This window comes from Polaromonas sp. (assembly GCF_018780625.1).
In the GTDB taxonomy this organism is placed as follows: domain Bacteria; phylum Pseudomonadota; class Gammaproteobacteria; order Burkholderiales; family Burkholderiaceae_C; genus Polaromonas.
In genome coordinates this window covers 1-19,389 of sequence record NZ_JADMJK010000085.1, presented here as the reverse complement: position 1 = coordinate 19,389, position 19,389 = coordinate 1, and the positions used below count along the sequence as shown (strand labels likewise).

Annotated in this window: 20 protein-coding genes, 1 tRNA gene and 1 riboswitch; of the genes, 19 read left to right on the top strand and 2 right to left on the bottom strand. The window is 62.1% G+C overall.

Going from position 1 to position 19,389, the window contains the following annotated elements; genetic code table 11:
• Window positions 1-550: CmpA/NrtA family ABC transporter substrate-binding protein (locus IV091_RS07880; RefSeq protein WP_293467298.1), on the bottom strand; the 550-nt coding region annotated here is incomplete at its 3' end.
• A gap of 325 nt (window positions 551-875) precedes the next feature.
• Window positions 876-1,502, bottom strand: coding sequence for an ANTAR domain-containing protein (locus IV091_RS07875; protein WP_293467295.1), 627 nt, complete (start codon window positions 1,500-1,502; stop codon window positions 876-878).
• Window positions 1,503-1,592: 90 nt separating this feature from the next.
• Window positions 1,593-1,708: riboswitch (TPP riboswitch) on the top strand.
• Between the two features lie 64 nt (window positions 1,709-1,772).
• Here IV091_RS07875 and IV091_RS07870 point away from each other — a divergent pair.
• From IV091_RS07870 to IV091_RS07780, 19 genes are all read left to right on the top strand, one after another.
• Window positions 1,773-2,891: a long-chain fatty acid--CoA ligase gene (locus IV091_RS07870; RefSeq protein WP_293467293.1), complete on the top strand. Its 1,119-nt coding sequence runs from the start codon at window positions 1,773-1,775 to the stop codon at window positions 2,889-2,891.
• Complete coding sequence (locus tag IV091_RS07865; RefSeq protein ID WP_293467291.1) at window positions 2,888-4,348, top strand: acyl-CoA reductase; 1,461 nt, start codon at window positions 2,888-2,890, stop codon at window positions 4,346-4,348. Before IV091_RS07870 ends, IV091_RS07865 begins: the two co-directional genes overlap by 4 nt.
• 27 nt (window positions 4,349-4,375) lie before the next feature.
• Window positions 4,376-5,122 carry an ABC transporter ATP-binding protein gene (locus IV091_RS07860; protein WP_293467288.1) on the top strand — a complete coding sequence of 249 codons (747 nt, stop codon included), beginning with the start codon at window positions 4,376-4,378 and terminating at the stop codon, window positions 5,120-5,122.
• Window positions 5,119-5,898 carry an ABC transporter permease gene (locus IV091_RS07855; protein ID WP_293467286.1) on the top strand — a complete coding sequence of 260 codons (780 nt, stop codon included), beginning with the start codon at window positions 5,119-5,121 and terminating at the stop codon, window positions 5,896-5,898. Before IV091_RS07860 ends, IV091_RS07855 begins: the two co-directional genes overlap by 4 nt.
• On the top strand, window positions 5,895-6,902 hold the full coding sequence (locus IV091_RS07850) for an ABC transporter substrate-binding protein (protein ID WP_293467284.1): 1,008 nt from the start codon (window positions 5,895-5,897) through the stop codon (window positions 6,900-6,902). The genes IV091_RS07855 and IV091_RS07850 overlap by 4 nt, the downstream gene beginning before the upstream one ends.
• Window positions 6,899-7,684, top strand: a complete 786-nt coding sequence (locus tag IV091_RS07845) for an SDR family oxidoreductase (protein WP_293467282.1) — start codon at window positions 6,899-6,901, stop codon at window positions 7,682-7,684. The genes IV091_RS07850 and IV091_RS07845 overlap by 4 nt, the downstream gene beginning before the upstream one ends.
• A gap of 106 nt (window positions 7,685-7,790) precedes the next feature.
• Entirely contained in the window at window positions 7,791-8,822 is a 1,032-nt protein-coding gene (gene tsaD / locus IV091_RS07840; RefSeq protein WP_293467304.1) for a tRNA (adenosine(37)-N6)-threonylcarbamoyltransferase complex transferase subunit TsaD, read from the top strand.
• A 109-nt stretch (window positions 8,823-8,931) separates the two neighbouring features.
• Window positions 8,932-10,194 carry a branched-chain amino acid ABC transporter substrate-binding protein gene (locus IV091_RS07835; RefSeq protein ID WP_293467280.1) on the top strand — a complete coding sequence of 421 codons (1,263 nt, stop codon included), beginning with the start codon at window positions 8,932-8,934 and terminating at the stop codon, window positions 10,192-10,194.
• 33 nt (window positions 10,195-10,227) lie between these two features.
• Entirely contained in the window at window positions 10,228-11,415 is a 1,188-nt protein-coding gene (locus IV091_RS07830; RefSeq protein ID WP_293467278.1) for a pyridoxal phosphate-dependent aminotransferase, read from the top strand.
• 114 nt (window positions 11,416-11,529) lie between these two features.
• Window positions 11,530-11,796, top strand: coding sequence for a 30S ribosomal protein S15 (gene rpsO / locus IV091_RS07825; RefSeq protein ID WP_293467276.1), 267 nt, complete (start codon window positions 11,530-11,532; stop codon window positions 11,794-11,796).
• A 276-nt stretch (window positions 11,797-12,072) separates the two neighbouring features.
• Window positions 12,073-14,190, top strand: coding sequence for a polyribonucleotide nucleotidyltransferase (gene pnp, locus IV091_RS07820; protein WP_293467274.1), 2,118 nt, complete (start codon window positions 12,073-12,075; stop codon window positions 14,188-14,190).
• Between the two features lie 86 nt (window positions 14,191-14,276).
• Complete coding sequence (locus tag IV091_RS07815) at window positions 14,277-15,263, top strand: NAD(P)H-quinone oxidoreductase (protein WP_293467271.1); 987 nt, start codon at window positions 14,277-14,279, stop codon at window positions 15,261-15,263.
• Between the two features lie 23 nt (window positions 15,264-15,286).
• Entirely contained in the window at window positions 15,287-16,045 is a 759-nt protein-coding gene (tpiA, locus tag IV091_RS07810) for a triose-phosphate isomerase (protein WP_293467269.1), read from the top strand.
• A gap of 33 nt (window positions 16,046-16,078) precedes the next feature.
• On the top strand, window positions 16,079-16,489 hold the full coding sequence (gene secG, locus IV091_RS07805) for a preprotein translocase subunit SecG (RefSeq protein WP_293467267.1): 411 nt from the start codon (window positions 16,079-16,081) through the stop codon (window positions 16,487-16,489).
• A gap of 116 nt (window positions 16,490-16,605) precedes the next feature.
• Window positions 16,606-16,690 (top strand) — tRNA-Leu (locus IV091_RS07800).
• A 112-nt stretch (window positions 16,691-16,802) separates the two neighbouring features.
• Window positions 16,803-17,162, top strand: a complete 360-nt coding sequence (locus tag IV091_RS07795) for an NADH-quinone oxidoreductase subunit A (RefSeq protein ID WP_293467301.1) — start codon at window positions 16,803-16,805, stop codon at window positions 17,160-17,162.
• 39 nt (window positions 17,163-17,201) lie between these two features.
• On the top strand, window positions 17,202-17,681 hold the full coding sequence (locus IV091_RS07790) for an NADH-quinone oxidoreductase subunit B family protein (protein WP_007864469.1): 480 nt from the start codon (window positions 17,202-17,204) through the stop codon (window positions 17,679-17,681).
• Window positions 17,681-18,301 carry an NADH-quinone oxidoreductase subunit C gene (locus tag IV091_RS07785; RefSeq protein WP_293467265.1) on the top strand — a complete coding sequence of 207 codons (621 nt, stop codon included), beginning with the start codon at window positions 17,681-17,683 and terminating at the stop codon, window positions 18,299-18,301. Before IV091_RS07790 ends, IV091_RS07785 begins: the two co-directional genes overlap by 1 nt.
• Before the next feature lie 34 nt (window positions 18,302-18,335).
• Window positions 18,336-19,389, top strand: a 1,054-nt coding sequence (locus IV091_RS07780; protein WP_293467263.1) for an NADH-quinone oxidoreductase subunit D, incomplete at its 3' end; no start/stop codon positions are given.

Below are 19,389 nucleotides of genomic sequence, written 5' to 3'. Positions count from 1 at the left end.
TGCCCGCGCTGGCCAGCCAGTAGTACAGCCACATGGCGTGGGTGCCGGTGGGGAAAGTCTGGGCAAAGGTGTACTCGCGCTTCTCGCTGGCCATCAGCCTGGCCAGGCTGGGGCCGTCGACGGCGCCCTTGTCGGCGAGTTTTTTGCTCAGCGTGATGGCCTGGCCGTTGTTGTTCAGGCTCATCAGCACGGCCATGTCTTTCTTGGGGCCGGCGGTGCCCATATGCACACCGTAGACCAGGCCGTACAGCACGTGGGCGAAATCGAGTTCGCCATTGACCAGCTTGTCGCGCACGCCGGCCCAGCTGGCTTCCTTGGTCGGAATGATCTTGACGCCGTATTTCTGGTCAAAGCCCAGCACCGAGGCCATCACCACCGAGGCGCAATCGGTCAGCGGAATGAAGCCGATCCTGACTTCCTTTTTCTCCGGCGCATCCGAGCCCTGGGCGTAGACCGCTGCGCGCAGCGCCGGGCTGATGCCGACCGCGCCAATCGTGGCGGCCTGCAAGACGGTGCGGCGGTTCAGTGAAGTTTTCAGTAGATCAGTCATGGCAGCAACTCCAGAAAATTAAAAAACAAAACAAAAAAGGCGCTCGACCCGGACCGCCACACGGGTGTGGATGCAGGGTGCGAACGCCTTTGTTCTTTGGAGGTCTATCCGCTTCGCCGTTGAAGCGGGTTGACCGTGCACTGTCTCTGATGCAAAACCTGTGCCAGTTTGTTTTTTTGTGCTGTGCGTGTCTGGAAATATCAATAAAAAAGTGGCGTGGCCCAATGCCAGTGGGATTTTTTAGCTATTGAATAGGTAGCAATCAGGCGCATTTTCTGATTCTGCACCGCGTTTGTGCGGCGCACCATTCTGGTCGCCCGCTGCGTCAGCCCAGCAGGTCGGCGGCGTCCAGCATGCGCTGCGCCACCTCGGCCAGGCGCAGGCCCTTGTTCATGGCGGCCTTGCGCAGCTTGTCGTAGGCGGCGGGCTCTGACAGGCCCTGGCGCTGCATCAGCAGGCCCTTGGCGCGGTCAATCACCTTGCGATCCTGCAACTCGGTCTTGACGTCAGCCAGTTCCCGGCGCAGCCCCTGCTCATGCTCGAAGCGGGCCATCGCCACATCCAGAATCGGGCGTATGCGCGCGGGCGCCAGGCCGGCCACGATATAGGCCGATACGCCCGCTGCCACCGCGTCCTTGACGTGGCGGGTGTCGTCGTCGTTGGTGAACAGCACGATGGGGCGCGGCGCATCGCGCGTGGCCATGACCACATGCTCGAGCGAGTCGCGGGCGTCGCTTTCGGCGTCCACAATGATCATGTCTGGCTGCAACTGGGCAATCCGGTCCATCAAAAACATGTCGGCAGGCAAAGTAGCGACCAGGTTAAAGCCGCTTTCGAGCAGGCCAATGCGCAGCTTGCGCGAACGCTCTGCCTGGCTCAGGGCGTAGTCGTCGTCGGGGTCGGTAATGGCCAGGTCGGGCGCGACCACCACAATGCGAAGAGCTTCATTCATGCCAAAAATCCATGCAAGAATCGCGCCAAAAGGGTGCCTTGGAGGCCTGCCTTGTCGGCCAGCAGGGTGATGGCTATTCCGCGTAGAATCAGCCTCGCTCCGGGGTGCCCTTCTGCTGTTTACGGCAGGACGGCTGAGATGGTCAGAACCGAACCCGCGAACTTGAATCGGATCATGCCGACGTAAGAAGAGCTGTCAGGACAGGGGCCATGCCCCCGCCACAACTTTCGGAGCACCCTGCACCCGCAGACCACCGAAGGAATGGCGACCATGAATGCAATCAATACCCCCACAGACCTGAGCCCGCAAGCGCGCACCGCTGCCATCGTGCAGGGCCTGCTGGCTTTCATGGCCCAGGGCGGCGCGAGCGACGAGGCGTTCAACCAGCAGGCGCTGGCCCTGTTTGCACACCAGTTCCAGCACAACCCGGCATTCCAGCGCTTTTGCCGGCAAAAGGGTCAGACGCCGCGCAGCGTGAACCGCTGGCAGGACATTCCCGCCGTGCCCATCAGCGCGTTCAAGGCGCTGACCTTGAGTTGCCAGCCACTGGCCGACACCGACCGCGTGTTCATGACCAGCGGCACCACCCAGGGCGACGTCAAAGGCAAGCACCACCACCCGACGCTGGCGGTCTACGACGCATCGATGCGCGCCAATTTCAGCCAGCGCTTCATGCGCGGCACCGACCGCATCGCGATGGGCATCCTGTTTCCGACGGAAGAGATGTTGCCGAACTCGTCCTTGGCGCACTACCTGGCGCTGGCCGTCCAGGCCTTTGGCACGGCAGACAGCCAGTATTTTTTGACGCCGCAGGGGCTGGACACCGCGCGCCTGTGCGCCGCGCTGGCGCAGGCCGAGCAGACCGGCACGCCCTATGCGCTGCTGGGCGCCAGCTACAGCCTGGTGCACCTGATGGACGCGCTGCAGCAGCAGGGCCGCAGCTTTGCGCTGCCGGCGGGCAGCCGGGTGCTGGACACCGGCGGCTTCAAGGGCCAGTCGCGCGACATCCCGATGGCGCAGTTTTATGCGCAGCTGTCGCAACTGCTGGGCGTGCCGGCCAGCCACTGCATCAACATGTACGGCATGACCGAGTTGAGCACGCAGTTCTACGACGCTGGCAATGCGGTGCTGCCGTCCGTCAAGTCGGGGCCGCACTGGATTCGCTCGCGGCTGGTCAACCCGATGACGGGTGAGGAAGTGGCGCACGGCGCGCCCGGTGTGCTGGCGCACTGCGACCTGGCCAACTTCAATTCGGTCACGACCATCCTGACCGAGGATGTCGGCGTGGCCGTTGACGGCGGTTTTCTGCTGCTCGGGCGGGCCGAAGGCGCGCAGGCCAAGGGCTGCTCGCTGGCGGTTGAAGCGTTCTTGCGGGCGGCCCGGGCATGACCACGCTGCACGCGGTGGCCGGCTACCTGCCGGGCTTCAGGCCCGAGGAACTGGCCTGGCAAACGCTGCACTTTGAAGGCCCCGGCGAGCGGCTGGAAGTGGCCGTGCCGGAACTGAGCCCGGCGCAATGGGTGGCGCTGGCCGAGCGCGTCAAGCAGGGCAGCCGGGCCTATCTGAAAACCCGGACGGTGTCCCAAATCATCGCGGTGGTGGACCGCGCGGTGGCGCGCTTGCTGGACCCGGCCGACCCCTGCCGCCAGCAGGCCGACAGGCTGCTGCCGCTGGTCACAGGCTTTGACGCCGAAATGGTACGGCTGGGGCTGACGGCCTACCTGAAAACCTTTCGCCAGCCGCAGCTGCAGCGCTTCGTGGCCGAGGACTTTGCCAATCCCAAACTGCTCGATGAATTCCAGCCGCGTCCCAAGGGCGGTTTTGCCAAGGCCATGGGGCCGGACCTGCTGGTCCACATCTGGGCCGGCAACGTGCCGGGCCTGCCGATCTGGAGCCTGATCTCGGGCTTGCTGGTCAAGGCCGGCAACATCGGCAAGCTGCCGGGCGCCGAGCCGCTGTTTGCCGGCTGGTTTGCCCGGCTGCTGGTCGACGAAGACCCCGGCCTGGCCGACTGCCTGGCCGTGGGCTGGTGGAAGGGCGGCGATGCGGCGCGCGAGCAGGCGCTTTTTGCGCAGGCCGACGTGGTGCTGGCCTATGGCGGCAACGCCGCGCTGCAGGCGCTGCGGCAGCAGGTTCCGGTCACGACGCGGTTTTTGGGCTACGGCCACAAGCTCAGCTTTGGCATGGTGTCCCGCGCCGCGCTCGATGCGCGCAAGGCGCAAGGCACGGCCCACCTGGCCGCCTACGACGTGGTGCGCTACGACCAGCAGGGCTGTTACTCGCCGCAGCTGTTTTATGTCGAGCGCGGCGGCAAGGTCTCGCCGCGCGACTTTTCGCAGTACCTGGCCCATGAACTGGCCAGTTTTGAGCACAAGTTTGCGCGCCGAGTGCTGCCGCTGGACGACGCTGCCAGCGTGGCCCGCTGGCAGCAGGCGCACGAAATGCAGCTGTTCACGCAGCCCGGCAATGCCCTGATCGGCGAGGCCGGCGCGCCCTGGCGCGTGGCCTATGCCGGCCAGCTGCAGCCGCTGGCGCCCAGCGCGCTGAACCGTACCGTGCAGGTGGTGGCCGTTGACCGTCTGGAAGACGTGGTGCCGGTGATCGCCCGCAGCCGGTCTTTTTTGCAAACCGTGGGGCTGGCCGCCGCGCCGGCCAAGCTGTTTGCGCTGGCCGAGGCGCTGGGGCGCGCCGGCGTGACCCGCCTCTGTGCGCTGGGCGCCATGACCGCGCCCGAGGCCGGCTGGCACCACGACGGCCGCTTTAATTTGCTGGACCTGGTCCAGATGGTCGAGATTGAGCAGTCGGCCGAGCTGGCCGCTGAACGCTTTGCGCCGTATGCGGACTAGCCCGTCAACATTTGCAGGGACCCGGCCATGAGTTTCCTGGACATGCAGCAGGTCAGCTTTACCTACCCGGGCCGCACCGCCGTGGTGCAGCGGGTCGACTGGCGCATTGAACAGGGGCAATTTCATTGCCTGGTGGGCCGCAGCGGCTGCGGAAAAACCACGCTGCTCAAGCTGGCCGCCGGTCTGCTGCAGCCCAGCGAGGGCCGCATCACCTTGCATGGCGAGCCGCTCGCGCCGCCCGGGCCGCAGCTGGGTTTTGTGTTCCAGGCGCCGACCTTGCTTGAATGGCACACGGTGCTGGACAACGTGTTGCTGCCGCTGTCGCTGCGGCATCCACCCACGCCGCAGGAGGTGGCCCGTGCCCAGCAGTTGCTGGCGCTGATGGGCTTGTCGGCCCTGGAGCGCCATTACCCGCGCCACTTGTCGGGTGGCCAGCAAAGCCGGGTGGCGATTGCGCGCGCGCTGGTGGGCGAGCCCGCCATGCTGCTGCTTGATGAACCGTTTGCGGCGCTGGACGCCATCACCCGCGAGGAACTGCAGGACGACTTGCTGGCGCTTTGCCGGCTGCGCCAGACCACGGTGTTCTTTGTCACCCACGACATTGCCGAAGCGGTGTACCTGGCCGACCGCGTCGCGGTAATGGACCGCGGCCGCATCCGGCACGACCTGGAGGTGGAACTGCCCCGGCCGCGCGGGCGCCAGATCCGCTACAGCCCGGCGTTCAACGCGCTGTGCGCGCAGCTCAGGGCGGCCATGGACGGGGGCGCGCCATGAGCGCGCGCTGGAGCCGATTCGGCGCCTGGGCGCTGCTGGCCGCCGGGCTGCTGGGCTGGGAATTTTTGGCGCGCGCCATGAAGCTGTCGGCGCTGGTGCTGCCGCCGCCGTCTGCGGTGCTGGTCACGCTGTGGCAGGGCTTGAGCTCCGGCTACTTGTGGCCCCATATCGGCCAGACCGTGCTGGAACTGTTGCTGGGGCTGACGGCTGGCTGCGCGCTGGGGCTGGCCAGCGGCGTGCTGCTGGGCGAATCCGCTGCGCTGCGTCGGCTGCTGATGCCCTATGTGGTCACCAGCCAGGTGGTGCCCAAGCTGGCGCTGGCGCCCTTGTTCATTGTCTGGTTCGGCTTTGGCATGACCTCGACCGTGGTGATCACCGCGCTGATCTGCTTTTTCCCGCTGATGGAAAACACCATGACCGGCATCGCGCAGGTCGATGCGCGGCGGCTGGAGCTGTTTCGCATGCTGGGGGCGACGCGCTGGCAGACGCTGCTGCGGCTGAAAATCCCGTCGGGCCTGCCCGGCATCCTGGCCGGTTTTCGGGTGGCCGTGGTGCTGGCGCTGGTGGGCGCCGTGGTCGGCGAGTTCATTGGCGGCAGCCAGGGCCTGGGGGCCTTGATCATTGCGTCGCAGGGCATGATGGACACGCCGCTCATGTTCGCTGTGCTGGTTCTCATCACCTTGCTGGGGCTGGGGCTGTACCAGCTGGCCATTTCGCTTGAAAAACGCTTGCTCGAATCACGTATGACAACCCTCCAAAAGGAAATAGAAAAATGAAATTAGCCATTGTTCGTTCGGTCGCGGTGCTGGCTGCGGCCACGCTGCTCAGCCTGGGTTTCTCGGGCGCCAGCCTGGCGGCCGCGCCAGCGGCGCTGGAAAAAGTGGTGGTGGCCGGCTGGAGCAAGCCGATCACGGAAGTCACCAATTTGCTGGTCGATGAAGACAAGGGATTTTTTAAAGCCAAAGGCCTGGACCTGCAGTATGTGCCGGGCGCGGGCGGCGGCGATGCGATTCGCAACATCCTGACCGGACAGGCCGATCTGGCCTTCACCGATCCGGGGTCGTTTTTTGCGGCGCTCGAAAAAGGCGAGAAACTGCGCGCCATTTACGACATCTATCCGCAAAATGTGTTCAATGTGGTGTCGCTCAAAAGCCAGAACATCACCAGACCGGCCGATTTGAAGGGCAAGAAAATTGGCGTCTACAGCTTGTCCAGCGGCACCCGGCAAAACCTGCTGGTGCTGCTGCACCAGGCCGGCCTGCGCGAATCGGACGTGACCATCGTGGTCACCGGCCTGCTGAACTTTGCGCCCCTGATGCAGGGCCAGGTCGACGCCACCGCCGCCACCGACACCGGCTTGCTCGTGGGCCGGCAAAAAGGCCTGGCCGATGTCAATGTGATGGAGGTCAAAAACTACCTGAACGTGTCCAGCGACATGTTTGTCGTGCGCGAAGAAACCTACCAGCAGAAAAAGGAACTGCTGAAGAAGTTTCTGGCCGCCTACCGCGACAGCGTCAACTGGATGATCAAGCAACCCGAGGAAGCGGCGGCGCTGGCCGTCAAGCGCGCGATTGACGGCAAGGATGCCGCCGTCAACCTGGACGTGATTCGCCTGCGCAACCTGTCCAGCGTGTCCGCCACCACGCAGAAAAAAGGACTGGGCGCCTTCGACATGGACGTGCTGCAAAAAGCCGCCGACACCTACCTGGCGCTGGGCCTGGTGCAGCGCGCCATCAAGGTCTCCGAGGTCGTGAGCCAAGACCTGCTGCCCGCCAAATGAGCCAGGCGCAGGCCATGAAGTTCCAGGGCCAGGTGGTGCTGGTCACGGGGGCCAGCCGGGGCATTGGCGCGGCGATTGCGCTGGCGTTTGCCCGCGAGGGCGCGCTGGTGATCGTGAACTACCTGCAAAACGAGGCCGCGGCGGCCGACGTGGTGGCGCGCTGCAAGGCGCTGGGCGGCGACGCTTGGGCGATCCAGGCCGATGTGTGCTCGGAAGCGGCGGTGCGGGCCATGGTGGCGCAGATTCTGGACGAAGCCGGCAAACTCGACGTGGTGGTCAACAACGCCTTCAAGGCCTTCACCTTCGACCCCGAGCAGCGCAAGATGTTCTGGGAACTGGCCTGGTCCGACTATGAAGCCCAGCTCGACGGGGCGGTTCATGCCGTCTACAACGTCTGTCAGGCGGTGTTGCCCCATTTCAGGCAACGCGCCCGGGGCTGCATCGTCAACCTCGTGAGCGACCTGGTCGAGCGTCCCCTGGTGCCCTACCACGACTACACCACGGCCAAGTCGGCGCTGGTCGGGTTCAGCCGCAACCTGGCGGTGGAACTGGGGCCGCTGGGCATACGCGTGAACTGCGTGGCGCCCGGGCTGGTCTACCCGACCCAGGCCAGCCTGGCGACCCGCGAAGAGGTCAAGGCGCAGATCATTGGCCAGACCCCGCTGCGAAGAATTGCCACGCCAGGCGATGTGGCGGGGCCGGTGCTGTTTCTGGCGTCGGACTGGAGCCGTTTCATGACCGGCCAGGTGCTGTTCGTGGATGGCGGCCTGGTCATGAAATGAGCGCCTGCGCCAGCGCGGCTGGCCCGGGAAAGCCCGCTTGCGTTCCTGGCTTCTGTGCCCATCGAACAAACCGCGTGGCCTAAACTACAGCGCTATGTCTGAAAAAATGCTGGTGTTGGGAATTGAATCGTCGTGCGACGAAACGGGTGTGGCCCTGGTGCAAACGCGCGGGCAGGGCGTGCCAGTCTTGCTGGCGGACGCGCTGTACAGCCAGATCGACATGCACCAGGCCTACGGCGGCGTGGTGCCCGAGCTGGCCAGCCGCGACCATATCCGGCGCGTGTTGCCGCTGACGCAGCAGGTCATGCACCGGGCCCAGCGCTTGCTGGCGGAGGTTGACGTGGTGGCTTACACGCGCGGGCCTGGCCTGGCGGGCGCGCTGCTGGTGGGCGCCGGCGTGGCCTGTGCGCTGGCGGCCGCGCTGGGCAAGCCGGTGATGGGTGTGCACCACCTGGAGGGCCATCTGCTGTCACCTTTCTTGAGCGCTGACCCGCCCGAGTTTCCGTTTCTGGCGCTGCTGGTGTCGGGCGGGCATACCCAGCTGATGCAGGTGGACCGCGTCGGTAGCTACACGCTGCTCGGTGAAACCATTGACGACGCCGCGGGCGAGGCCTTTGACAAGTCCGCCAAGCTGATGGGCTTGCCCTATCCCGGCGGGCCGCATCTGTCCAGGCTGGCGCTGGCCGGTGACGGCGCGGCCTTCAAGCTGCCCCGGCCGCTGCTGCACAGCGGTAACCTCGATTTTTCTTTTGCCGGCCTGAAGACCGCCGTGCTGACGCAGGCCAAAAAACTCGGCCCCGAACTGGAAAGCCGCAAAGCCGATCTGGCCGCGTCCACCCAGGCGGCGATTGTGGATGTGCTGGTGAAAAAAACCCTGAGCGCGCTGGCGCAAACCGGCCTCAAACGCATGGTGGTGGCGGGCGGTGTGGGCGCCAACGCCTTGTTGCGCAGCCAGCTCAATTCCGCCTGCCAGCAGCGCGGCGTCCGGGTGCATTACCCGGAACTCGAATTTTGCACCGACAACGGCGCCATGATTGCGCTGGCTGCCGGCATGCGGCTGCAGGCTGGTCTGGAAACGTTGCAGCCTGGTTACACCTTTGACGTAAAGCCGCGCTGGAGCCTGGCGGCCATCGGCTGAGCCGGCTGCGCCTGCACTTCGCGGTTTTATCCGCGCTCACCGTCTGCCGCTGAAACCAGCGCGCCGTCAATCTATTCAAATTCAAGCCTGAAGACAGGATTACTTTTCAATGAACAAGCTTCTAAAACATGTGTTGGTGGCCCTGATGTTGGCTGCCGCGATGGCCGCCATGGCACAGCCGGCCTTGCCGCCCGTTCGGATTGCGCTGATTGAAAGCCTTTCGGGGCCGTTCGCCAATACCGGCGAGGCGGTGTTTCGCAACCTGGTCTGGGCCACCGAGCGCGTCAATGCGCGCGGCGGCGTCAAGCTGCCGGGCGGTGCGCGCAAGCTGGCCATAGAGCGCTACGACAGCAAGGGCCAGAACGAGGAAGCGCTGGCGGCTTTGCGGTCGGCGATTGACGACGGCGTGAACATCATTGCGCAGGGAAATTCGTCAGCCATTGCCGCCGCCCTGATCGATGCCATCGACAAACACAACGAGCGCCAGCCTGGCAAGCGCGTGCTGTTTCTGAACTATTCGGCGGTCGAGCCCAGCCTGACCAACGAAAAATGCAGCTACTGGCATTTCCGCTTCGATGCCCATGCCGACATGCGCATGGCGGCCCTGATGGAGCAGTTCAAGGATGACCAGGCGCTCAAAAGCGTCTACCTGATTGGCCAGGACTACAGCTTTGGCCAGGCGGTGCTGCGCGAAGCCCGCAAGCAAATCGGGCTGCAGCGCCCCGATGTGCAGATCGTGGGTGACGAGCTGCACGCCGTGGGTCGGGTGAAGGACTTCATCCCTTACGCCGTGAAGATCAAGACCAGCGGCGCGCAGGCGGTGCTGACCGGCAACTGGGGCAACGACCTGACGCTGCTGATCAAGGCCGCCAGGGAAGTCGGCTATGACGGCAAGTTCTACACCTTCTACGGCAATGCGCTGGGCGTGCCGGCCGCGCTGGGCGATGCCGGCGTGGGCAAGGTGATCGCGGTAGCCGACTGGTTTCCGAACGAGCCGGGCGCGGGTTCGGACGCTTTTTACCAGTCCTTTCGCCAGCGCTTTCCCAAGCCGCAGGACGACTACGTCCATATGCGCATGCAGCTGATGATCGAAGCGCTGGCGCAAAGCATCGAAAAGGCGGGGACTAGCGATGCGATGGCTGTCGCTGCCCAACTGGAGAGGGCGGCAGTTGTTTTATATGGTCATCAGGGAACCATGCGTGCCGCTGACCACCAGTTTCAGCAGCCGCTGCAGGTGGCGGTCATGGGCAAGCAGGGCGCCCCGGGCGTGAAGTTTGACGTGGAAGGTTCGGGCTACGGGTTTCGCGTCACCAAGACGATTCCAGCGGCGCGCGCCGAGCAGCCGCACAGTTGCAAGATGGTGCGGCCCTGAACTGAACGACACAACCGAGGCGAAAGGAAAAACATGAGACAGACCGTTTTGAACCTTGAAGAATCGATGATCCGACAGGTGGCCAATGCGGGCATGGGGCGCAGCGATGTGCTCAAGTTCTGGTTTGGTGAAAGCGATGAAGTCACGCCGGCGTTCATCCGCGAAGCAGCGGCCGCTTCGTTGCAGCAGGGCGAAATCTTTTATACCCATAACCTCGGCTTGCCCGAACTGCGCGAAGCCATCGCCCGCTATTCGACAGGCTTGCGTACCGAGGGCGCGGCGCCCATCGCCGCCGAGCGCATCGCGGTCACGTCGGGCGGCGTCAATGCCCTGATGCTGGCCGTGCAGGCGCTGGTGGATGCGGGCGACGAGGTGGTGGCCGTGACGCCGGTCTGGCCCAACCTGACCGCGCAGCCCGCCATCATGGGCGCCGTGGTCAATTGTGTGAGCCTGCGGCCGGTGGCCGGGCAGTGGCAGCTCGACATGGACGAACTGCTGGACGCGGTCACGTCCAAAACCAGGCTGCTGATCATCAATGCGCCCAACAACCCGACCGGCTGGACGCTGACGCGCGCCGAGCAGGAGGTGATTCTGGCGCACTGCCGGCGCACCGGCACCTGGATTCTGGCCGACGAGGTCTATGAGCGCCTTTACTATGAAGCGACGCCTAATGGCTGCGCGCCGAGTTTCCTCGATGTGGCCAGCCCCCAAGACCGGCTGATCGTGGTGCACAGCTTTTCAAAGAGCTTTCTGATGACTGGCTGGCGCCTGGGCTGGCTGGTGATGCCGACCAGCGCGACGCCGCACATGGGCAAGCTGGTCGAGTTCAATACCTCCTGCGCGCCGGTGTTTGTACAGCGCGCCGGCCTGGTCGCCATTGAACGAACGGCCGACGTGACGCCGCGCCTGGTGAATCACCTGAAAACCTGCCGCGACACCCTGATTCCGCTGCTGCAGGCGGTGCCCGGCGTGCAGGTGGCTGCGCCCAGGGGCGGCATGTACGCCTTTTTCAGGCTTGAAGACCAGCAGCGCTTTGGCGATTCGCTTGAAACGGCCAAGCGGCTGGTGGTGGAGGCCGGGCTGGGCCTGGCGCCGGGCAATGCGTTCATGGTCAAGCCCACGCCCGAGGCCCAGGGCTGGCTGCGCTGGTGTTTTGCCAGCCAGGATGTGGCCCGGCTGGGGCAGGGCGTGGAGCGCCTGCGGCGGTGGCTTGCGCTATAATCCGAGGCTTTGCTGGGCATCACTGCCTGCAAAAACACGACGAAAGCGGTCAAATCCCAATAGTGGGAACACTGCTTCGCTCGCGAGTCGCAACGCTGTTGCAAGAGGAAAACCATGATCGCAAAATCAATCAAGGCCGAAATTGTCAAGGACAATGCCCGTTCCGCCACCGACACCGGCAGTCCTGAAGTCCAGGTCGGCCTGCTGACCGGCCGCATCAATGAATTGATGCCCCACTTCAAGACCCACGCCAAAGACCACCACGGTCGCCGCGGCCTGCTGCGCATGGTGAGCCGCCGCCGCAAGCTGCTGGACTACCTGAAGTCCCGCGATGCTTCCCGTTATGTTGCGCTGATCGCCAAGCTTGGCCTGCGTAAATAATCGGTAAACCCAATAGGAAACGCCTGAGTTAGTTCACTAGCTCAGGCGTTTTGCGCTTCAAACGCAGCCAGTCAGCAACTTGCAGAAGTTTTCTGGCACCACGGACCTACTTCGGAGCAAGGCAAAACGAACGCGCGCTGTGTCATTCCCCAAGAAAACCCCGGAACTTCGGGCGGCCTGTTTGTCAGGTTTTTTGCGGAATGGCATCGTGTTCAGTGAGCCACCCCTCCGGGCCTCTCGCACTGCCTCAAGTGCGCAAAATTAGTGGAGAAACACATGACTATTTTCAACAAAGTTACCAAGTCCTTTCAGTGGGGCCAGCACAAGGTCACGATGGAAACCGGCGAAGTCGCGCGTCAGTCCGGTGGCGCTGTGCTGCTGGACATGGACGGCACCGTCGTGCTGGCCACTGTGGTCGCCAAGACCGAAGCCAAGCCAGGCCAGGATTTCTTCCCGCTGACCGTTGACTACCTCGAAAAAACCTACGCTGCCGGCCGCATTCCCGGCAGCTTTTTCAAGCGTGAAGGCCGCCCCAGCGAATTCGAGACGCTGACCTCGCGCCTGATCGATCGCCCGATTCGCCCGCTGTTTCCTGAAGGCTTCTTCAATGAAGTGCAGGTCGTGATCCACGTGCTGTCGCTCAACCCTGAAGTTGAAGGCGACATTCCTGCGCTGATCGCATCGAGTGCGGCGCTGGCCATCTCCGGCATTCCTTTCAACGGCCCGATTGGCGCCGCCCGCGTCGCCTACATCGACGGCCAGTACGTGCTCAACCCCGGCAAGACCCAGCTCAAGGATTCCAAGATGGATCTGGTCGTGGCCGGTACCGAAGCCGCTGTGCTGATGGTCGAGTCCGAAGCCAGTCAGCTGTCGGAGGAAATCATGCTCGCCGCCATCGTCTATGGCCACGAGCAGGGCAACATCGCCATCAGTGCGATTCACGAACTGGTTCGTGATGCCGGCAAGCCGATGTGGGACTGGAAAGCGCCCGCCAAGGACGATGTACTGATCGCTAAAGTGATTGCCCTGGCTGAAGAAAAGCTGGTCGCTGCCTACCAGATCCGCAACAAGCAGGCCCGTACCCACGCGACGCGTGAAGTGACCACCTGGACCAAGAAGGGCCTGAAAGCTGAAGGCGTTGAATTCGACGGCGTGGCCGTCGACGGTATGTTGTTTGACATCGAAGCCAAAATCGTGCGCAGCCAGATTCTGGCTGGCGATCCACGCATTGACGGCCGCGACACGCGCACCGTGCGTCCGATTGAAATCCGCAACAGCGTGCTGCCGCGCACCCACGGCTCGGCGCTGTTCACACGTGGCGAAACCCAGGCGCTGGTCGTCACCACGCTGGGCACCGAGCGTGATGCACAGCGTATCGACGCATTGAGCGGCGACTACGAAGACCGTTTCATGCTGCACTACAACATGCCTCCGTTCGCCACCGGCGAAACCGGCCGTGTGGGCTCGCCAAAGCGCCGCGAAATCGGTCACGGCCGTCTGGCCAAGCGCGCATTGATTGCCGTGCTGCCAAGCAAGGAAGAATTCCCGTACACCATGCGCGTGGTCAGCGAGATCACCGAATCCAACGGCTCCTCGTCAATGGCTTCGGTTTGCGGCGGCTGCCTGTCGCTGATGGACGCCGGCGTTCCCATGAAAGCCCACGTGGCCGGTATCGCCATGGGCCTGATCAAGGAAGACAACCGCTTTGCCGTGCTGACCGACATCCTGGGTGACGAAGATCATCTGGGCGACATGGACTTCAAGGTCGCGGGCACGACTTTCGGCATCACCGCACTGCAGATGGACATCAAGATCCAGGGCATCACCAAGGAAATCATGCAGGTCGCGCTGGCCCAGGCCAAGGAAGCCCGCATGCACATCCTGGGCAAGATGCAGGAAGCCATGGGCGAAGCCAAGGCCGAAGTGTCCGACTTCGCACCGCGCCTGTACGTGATGAAGATCAATCCCGAGAAAATCCGTGACGTGATCGGCAAGGGCGGCGCGGTCATTCGCGCGCTGACCGAAGAGACCGGCACCCAGATCAACATCGAGGAAGACGGCACCATCACGATCGCGTCGAACGACAGCGTCAAGGCCGACGAGGCCAAGCGCCGCATTGCCGAGATCACCGCTGAAGTTGAAATCGGCAAGATCTACGAAGGCGCCATCACCAAGATTCTGGACTTCGGCGCACTGGTCAACCTGATGCCAGGCAAAGACGGTTTGCTGCACATCAGCCAGATCGCGCACGAGCGTGTCGAGAAGGTCACCGACTACCTGAAAGAAGGCCAGATCGTCAAGGTCAAGGTTCTGGAAACGGACGAAAAAGGCCGTGTCAAGCTGTCGATGAAGGTGTTGATGGACCGTCCTGCCCAAAATCAGGACCGTGCCTGATCTGTCTCTCAAGCAATATTGCTATTGATTTTGTAGCTGCTAGCGCCTGTATCAACGGGGCTAGCGCCATAAAAAGCTTAAAAATTATGAGAGTCATTGAAATTACCGCGTACGGTGCGCCCGACGTGCTGAAACTCGGCGAGCGTGCTGCGCCTGTCCCGCTTGCGGGCGAGGTCCTGATCCGCGTGAGCGCCAGTGGTGTGAACCGGCCAGATGTGCTGCAGCGTACCGGTAACTATCCGGTGCCGCCTGGCGCGTCCGACATCCCGGGGCTGGAAGTCGCAGGAGAAATCGTTGCCGGCGATGCCCAGGCCATGGCGGCTGCGGGTTTCCGTCTGGGTGACCATGTTTGCGCGCTGGTTGCAGGCGGCGGCTATGCCGAGTTGTGCGTGGCACCGGTCGGGCAGTGCCTGCCTGTGCCGCCTGGCCTGAGCGATTTGCAGGCTGCTTCGCTGCCGGAAACGTTTTTCACGGTCTGGAGCAACGTCTTTGAGCGGGCTCGCCTGCAAAAGGGCGAAACCCTGTTGATTCAGGGTGGCTCCAGCGGTATCGGTGTGACGGCGATCCAGATGGCCAAAGGGCTGGGCGCGACGGTGCTGGTAACCGTCGGCAGCGACGAGAAGTGCGCAGCCTGCATGGCACTGGGTGCTGACCATGCGATCAACTACAAAACAAGCGACTTCGTCGAGCAGGTCAAAAAACTGACGAACGGCCAAGGCGTCAATGTCATTCTCGACATGGTCGCCGGCAGTTACGTGGCGCGTGAAGTGGAGTGCCTTGCAGAGGACGGGCGCCTGGTCATCATTGGGGTGCAGGGCGGTATCAAGGCCGAGTTCAACGCCGGACTGGTGCTGCGCAAGCGGCTGACCATCACCGGTTCGACCCTGCGTCCACGCGCGCTTGAATTCAAGACCGCCATTGCCCAGGCCTTGAAGGAGAACATCTGGCCGTTGCTGGCCAGCGGCACCATCAAGCCCGTGATACACAGCACCTTTGCCGCAGCCGATGCGCCCAGGGCGCATGCGTTGATGGAGTCCAATCAGCACGTCGGGAAAATTGTTTTAACCTGGTAACGGGTGAGTCCTAAAAGAAGAACATGAAAAAGCTGATCGCAGGAAACTGGAAAATGAATGGCAGCCTGGCTGCCAATGAGGCCTTGCTGGCAGCACTGGCCCAAGGGCTTGCAGTGGCGCCGGCATGCGAAATTGTCGTGTGTGTGCCCGCGCCTTACCTAGCGCAGGTTCAAGCCCTGAGAGCTGCCCACGCCAGCCTTTCCGTCGTGGAACTCGGCGCGCAGGATGTTTCGGCGCACGCTTCGGGCGCCTACACCGGCGAGGTCAGCTCGGCCATGCTCAAGGATCTGGGATGCCGCTATGTGATCGTGGGCCATTCCGAGCGTCGTCAGTACCACGGTGAAACCGATGTCCTGGTGGCGGAAAAAGCCAGGGCCGCGCTGGCATCGGGGATCACGCCTATCGTTTGCATCGGCGAAACCCTGGCTGAACGCGAGGCTGGCCGTACCGAGGAAGTCGTCAAGCGCCAGCTGGCCGCCGTGATCCATGCCAACGGTCATTGCATCAGTGAAATCGTGGTGGCCTACGAGCCCGTGTGGGCGATAGGCACTGGCAAGACGGCCTCGCCGCAGGAAGCGCAAGTGGTCCATGGCGTGTTGCGCGCCCAGCTCAAGGCGGCAACCGACCAGTTTGCGCGTGTGAAAATCCTGTATGGCGGCAGCATGAATGCCGATAACGCCGCTTCTTTGCTGGTTCAGCCCGATATTGACGGCGGCCTGATTGGCGGCGCTTCTCTCAAGTCCGTAGATTTTTTGAAGATTATTGCTGCGGCCCAGGTATAACGGGCTAAGTTTGCTATTAAATTAGGAGTTTGTATGAATGTTGTATTGACTGTAGTCCTCGCTGTCCAAATGATCTCGGCGCTGGTCATGATTGGCCTGATTCTGGTGCAGCATGGAAAGGGCGCCGACATGGGAGCGGCCTTTGGCAGCGGCGGTTCGGGCAGCCTCTTCGGTGCCACCGGCAGTGCCAATTTCTTGTCCCGTACGACGGGCATCATGGCGGCCCTCTTTTTTGCATGTACCTTGCTGTTGGCTTATTTTGGCAATGCGCAGCCGCGTACCGGCTCGAGTGTTCTTGAAGGTGCTGCGATCACCGTCCCTGCGCCCGCTACCACCGGCGCGGCGCAGATCCCCGGAACGACAGCACCTGCGGCGCCGGCCGCGGTTATACCCGCACCGCCTGCGCCTGCCGCATCCGGCGCAGCGCAAATCCCTTCGAAATAAGCGCTTAAGCACCTGTTTCCGGCCGGGAACGGGTTGATTTCAGGGTAAACTCAGAGTCTGTCTGGAGAGCAATAAAACCGAAAGGTTTCCTCAAGCCATCCAGGCAAATAAACATCGCGGACGTGGTGAAATTGGTAGACACGCTATCTTGAGGGGGTAGTGGCGAAAGCTGTGCGAGTTCGAGTCTCGCCGTCCGCACCAGATGACAAGCATCGGCAGCATCGCTCCCGCGATGCTGTCGGTTCAAACGGCAACCTGGTGGAGCTGTCACGGCATCAATTGCCCAGGCAGTTACCCAGAAATTGAATCCACGATGAACCTCGATCAATACCTTCCTGTTTTTTTGTTTATTCTGGTCGGTGTAGGTGTCGGTGTGGTGCCCCAGGTCCTGGGGCGTTTGTTGGGCCCTGTGCGTCCTGACAGCGAAAAAAATTCCCCTTACGAGTGCGGCTTCGAAGCTTTCGAAGATGCGCGCATGAAATTCGATGTGCGCTACTACCTCGTGGCCATTCTCTTTATTATTTTTGACCTCGAAATTGCGTTTCTTTTTCCATGGGCGGTAGCGCTCAAGGAAATCGGTGCCGTCGGTTTCTGGTCGGTCATGATTTTTCTGGGCATTCTGGTCGTGGGCTTTATCTACGAGTGGAAAAAAGGTGCGCTGGACTGGGAATAAAAAGAGGCCCCCGAGGGTTTTCGCCACAAAGGTACGGGTATGTCACTAGAAGGTGTTTTTAACGAAGGCTTCATGACCACGAGTTACGACTCCGTGGTCAATTGGGCCAAGACCGGTTCGCTCTGGCCCATGACGTTTGGTTTGGCCTGCTGCGCTGTTGAAATGATGCATGCGGGCGCGGCGCGCTATGACCTGGATCGTTTTGGCATGCTGTTTCGTCCCAGTCCGCGTCAGTCCGACCTCATGATCGTTGCCGGGACGCTTTGCAACAAGATGGGTCCGGCCTTGCGCAAGGTCTACGACCAGATGTCCGAGCCGCGCTGGGTGTTGTCCATGGGTTCCTGCGCCAATGGCGGTGGTTACTACCACTACAGTTATTCCGTGGTGCGCGGTTGCGACCGTATCGTGCCCGTTGACGTCTACGTGCCGGGCTGCCCGCCCACTGCCGAGGCCTTGATGTACGGCATCATTCAATTACAACAAAAAATCCGCCGGACCAACACGATTGCGAGGGCCTGATGCAGCCCTTCTCTCAATCCTCTCCGGCAACTGCCGAACGGATCGCCGATGCCGTGGCTGCGGCGCTTGGTGAAAAAGTCAAAAACGTCCGGGTCGCGCTCGGTGAAGTCACTGTGACGGTTGATGCTGCCCACTACCATGCTGCGGCTGTCTTGTTGCGTGATTCGCCGGCCTGCAAATTCGAGCAACTGGTTGACCTTTGCGGGCTCGACTACTCGGAGTACAAGGACGGACAGTATGACGGTCTGCGCTACTGCGTCGCATCGCATCTGCTGTCGGTCAGCCTGAACCAGCGCGTTCGGCTCAAGGTGTTTTGCCTTGACGAAGATTTCCCGGTGGTTGACTCACTCAACGACGTATGGAACTCCGCCAATTGGTTTGAGCGCGAGGCATTTGATCTTTACGGCATCATCTTCGAGGGCCACAGCGATCTGCGCCGAATCCTGACCGACTACGGTTTCATTGGTCATCCGTTCCGCAAGGATTTCCCGACATCGGGTCACGTTGAAATGCGCTATGACGCCGAACAAAAACGCGTGATTTATCAGCCAGTCACGATAGAGCCCCGTGAGATCACGCCGCGCGTGATCCGCGAAGACAACTATGGTGGTCTTCAATAAATTGCCCCGGCAACAATGACGACACAGGTACGACATGGCTGAAATCAAAAACTACACGCTCAATTTTGGACCGCAGCATCCTGCGGCGCACGGCGTTTTACGCCTGGTGCTGGAGCTTGACGGCGAGGTAATCCAGCGCGCTGATCCGCACATTGGCCTGCTGCACCGCGCCACCGAGAAACTCGCCGAAAGCAAGACCTACATCCAGTCCTTGCCTTATATGGACAGGCTCGACTATGTGTCGATGATGTCCAACGAGCATGCTTATTGCCTGGCCATCGAAAAATTGATGGGTGTCGATGTTCCTGTGCGCGCGGAATACATCCGGGTGATGTTTTCTGAAATCACGCGCCTGCTCAACCACTTGCTGTGGCTGGGCGCGCATGGTTTCGACTGCGGCGCGATGAACATCCTGATTTACTGCTTTCGCGAGCGTGAGGCGCTGTTTGATATGTACGAGGCCGTGTCGGGCGCGCGCATGCACGCGGCTTACTTCCGTCCTGGCGGTGTCTACCGCGACCTGCCAGACACCATGCCGCAGTACAAGATCAGCAAGGTCAAGAACGCCAAGGCGATTGAAGCGCTGAACGAGAACCGGCAAGGCTCTCTGCTCGACTTCATCGACGACTTCGCGAACAAATTTCCGGGTCTGGTCGACGAGTACGAAACGCTGCTCACGGACAACCGTATCTGGAAGCAGCGCACGGTCGGTGTCGGCGTGGTGTCGCCAGAGCGCGCACTTAACCTGGGTTTCACGGGTCCGATGCTCAGGGGTTCCGGTTTTGCATGGGATTTGCGCAAACAGCAGCCGTATTCGGTGTATGACCGGATGGACTTTGACATTCCAGTCGGCAAGACAGGCGACTGCTATGACCGTTACCTGGTCCGCATTGAAGAAATGCGCCAGTCCAACCGCATCATCAAGCAGTGCGTTGACTGGTTGCGTGTCAACCCCGGCCCGGTGATCACAAGTAATCACAAAGTCGCGGCACCCGACCGCGAATCCATGAAGTCCAACATGGAAGAGCTGATCCACCATTTCAAGCTTTTTACCGAAGGCTTTCATGTGCCCGAAGGCGAGGCTTATG

Excerpts from the sequence above, each read along its gene's own strand:
- IV091_RS07875 (WP_293467295.1), bottom strand. The coding sequence starts at position 1,502 with ATGAATGAAGCTCTTCGCATTGTGGTGGTCGCGCCCGACCTGGCCATT.
- IV091_RS07870 (WP_293467293.1), top strand. The coding sequence starts at position 1,773 with ATGAATGCAATCAATACCCCCACAGACCTGAGCCCGCAAGCGCGCACC.
- IV091_RS07865 (WP_293467291.1), top strand. The coding sequence starts at position 2,888 with ATGACCACGCTGCACGCGGTGGCCGGCTACCTGCCGGGCTTCAGGCCC.
- IV091_RS07860 (WP_293467288.1), top strand. The coding sequence starts at position 4,376 with ATGAGTTTCCTGGACATGCAGCAGGTCAGCTTTACCTACCCGGGCCGC.
- IV091_RS07855 (WP_293467286.1), top strand. The coding sequence starts at position 5,119 with ATGAGCGCGCGCTGGAGCCGATTCGGCGCCTGGGCGCTGCTGGCCGCC.
- IV091_RS07850 (WP_293467284.1), top strand. The coding sequence starts at position 5,895 with ATGAAATTAGCCATTGTTCGTTCGGTCGCGGTGCTGGCTGCGGCCACG.
- IV091_RS07845 (WP_293467282.1), top strand. The coding sequence starts at position 6,899 with ATGAGCCAGGCGCAGGCCATGAAGTTCCAGGGCCAGGTGGTGCTGGTC.
- tsaD (WP_293467304.1), top strand. The coding sequence starts at position 7,791 with ATGCTGGTGTTGGGAATTGAATCGTCGTGCGACGAAACGGGTGTGGCC.
- IV091_RS07835 (WP_293467280.1), top strand. The coding sequence starts at position 8,932 with ATGAACAAGCTTCTAAAACATGTGTTGGTGGCCCTGATGTTGGCTGCC.
- IV091_RS07830 (WP_293467278.1), top strand. The coding sequence starts at position 10,228 with ATGAGACAGACCGTTTTGAACCTTGAAGAATCGATGATCCGACAGGTG.
- rpsO (WP_293467276.1), top strand. The coding sequence starts at position 11,530 with ATGATCGCAAAATCAATCAAGGCCGAAATTGTCAAGGACAATGCCCGT.
- pnp (WP_293467274.1), top strand. The coding sequence starts at position 12,073 with ATGACTATTTTCAACAAAGTTACCAAGTCCTTTCAGTGGGGCCAGCAC.
- IV091_RS07815 (WP_293467271.1), top strand. The coding sequence starts at position 14,277 with ATGAGAGTCATTGAAATTACCGCGTACGGTGCGCCCGACGTGCTGAAA.
- tpiA (WP_293467269.1), top strand. The coding sequence starts at position 15,287 with ATGAAAAAGCTGATCGCAGGAAACTGGAAAATGAATGGCAGCCTGGCT.
- secG (WP_293467267.1), top strand. The coding sequence starts at position 16,079 with ATGAATGTTGTATTGACTGTAGTCCTCGCTGTCCAAATGATCTCGGCG.
- IV091_RS07795 (WP_293467301.1), top strand. The coding sequence starts at position 16,803 with ATGAACCTCGATCAATACCTTCCTGTTTTTTTGTTTATTCTGGTCGGT.
- IV091_RS07790 (WP_007864469.1), top strand. The coding sequence starts at position 17,202 with ATGTCACTAGAAGGTGTTTTTAACGAAGGCTTCATGACCACGAGTTAC.
- IV091_RS07785 (WP_293467265.1), top strand. The coding sequence starts at position 17,681 with ATGCAGCCCTTCTCTCAATCCTCTCCGGCAACTGCCGAACGGATCGCC.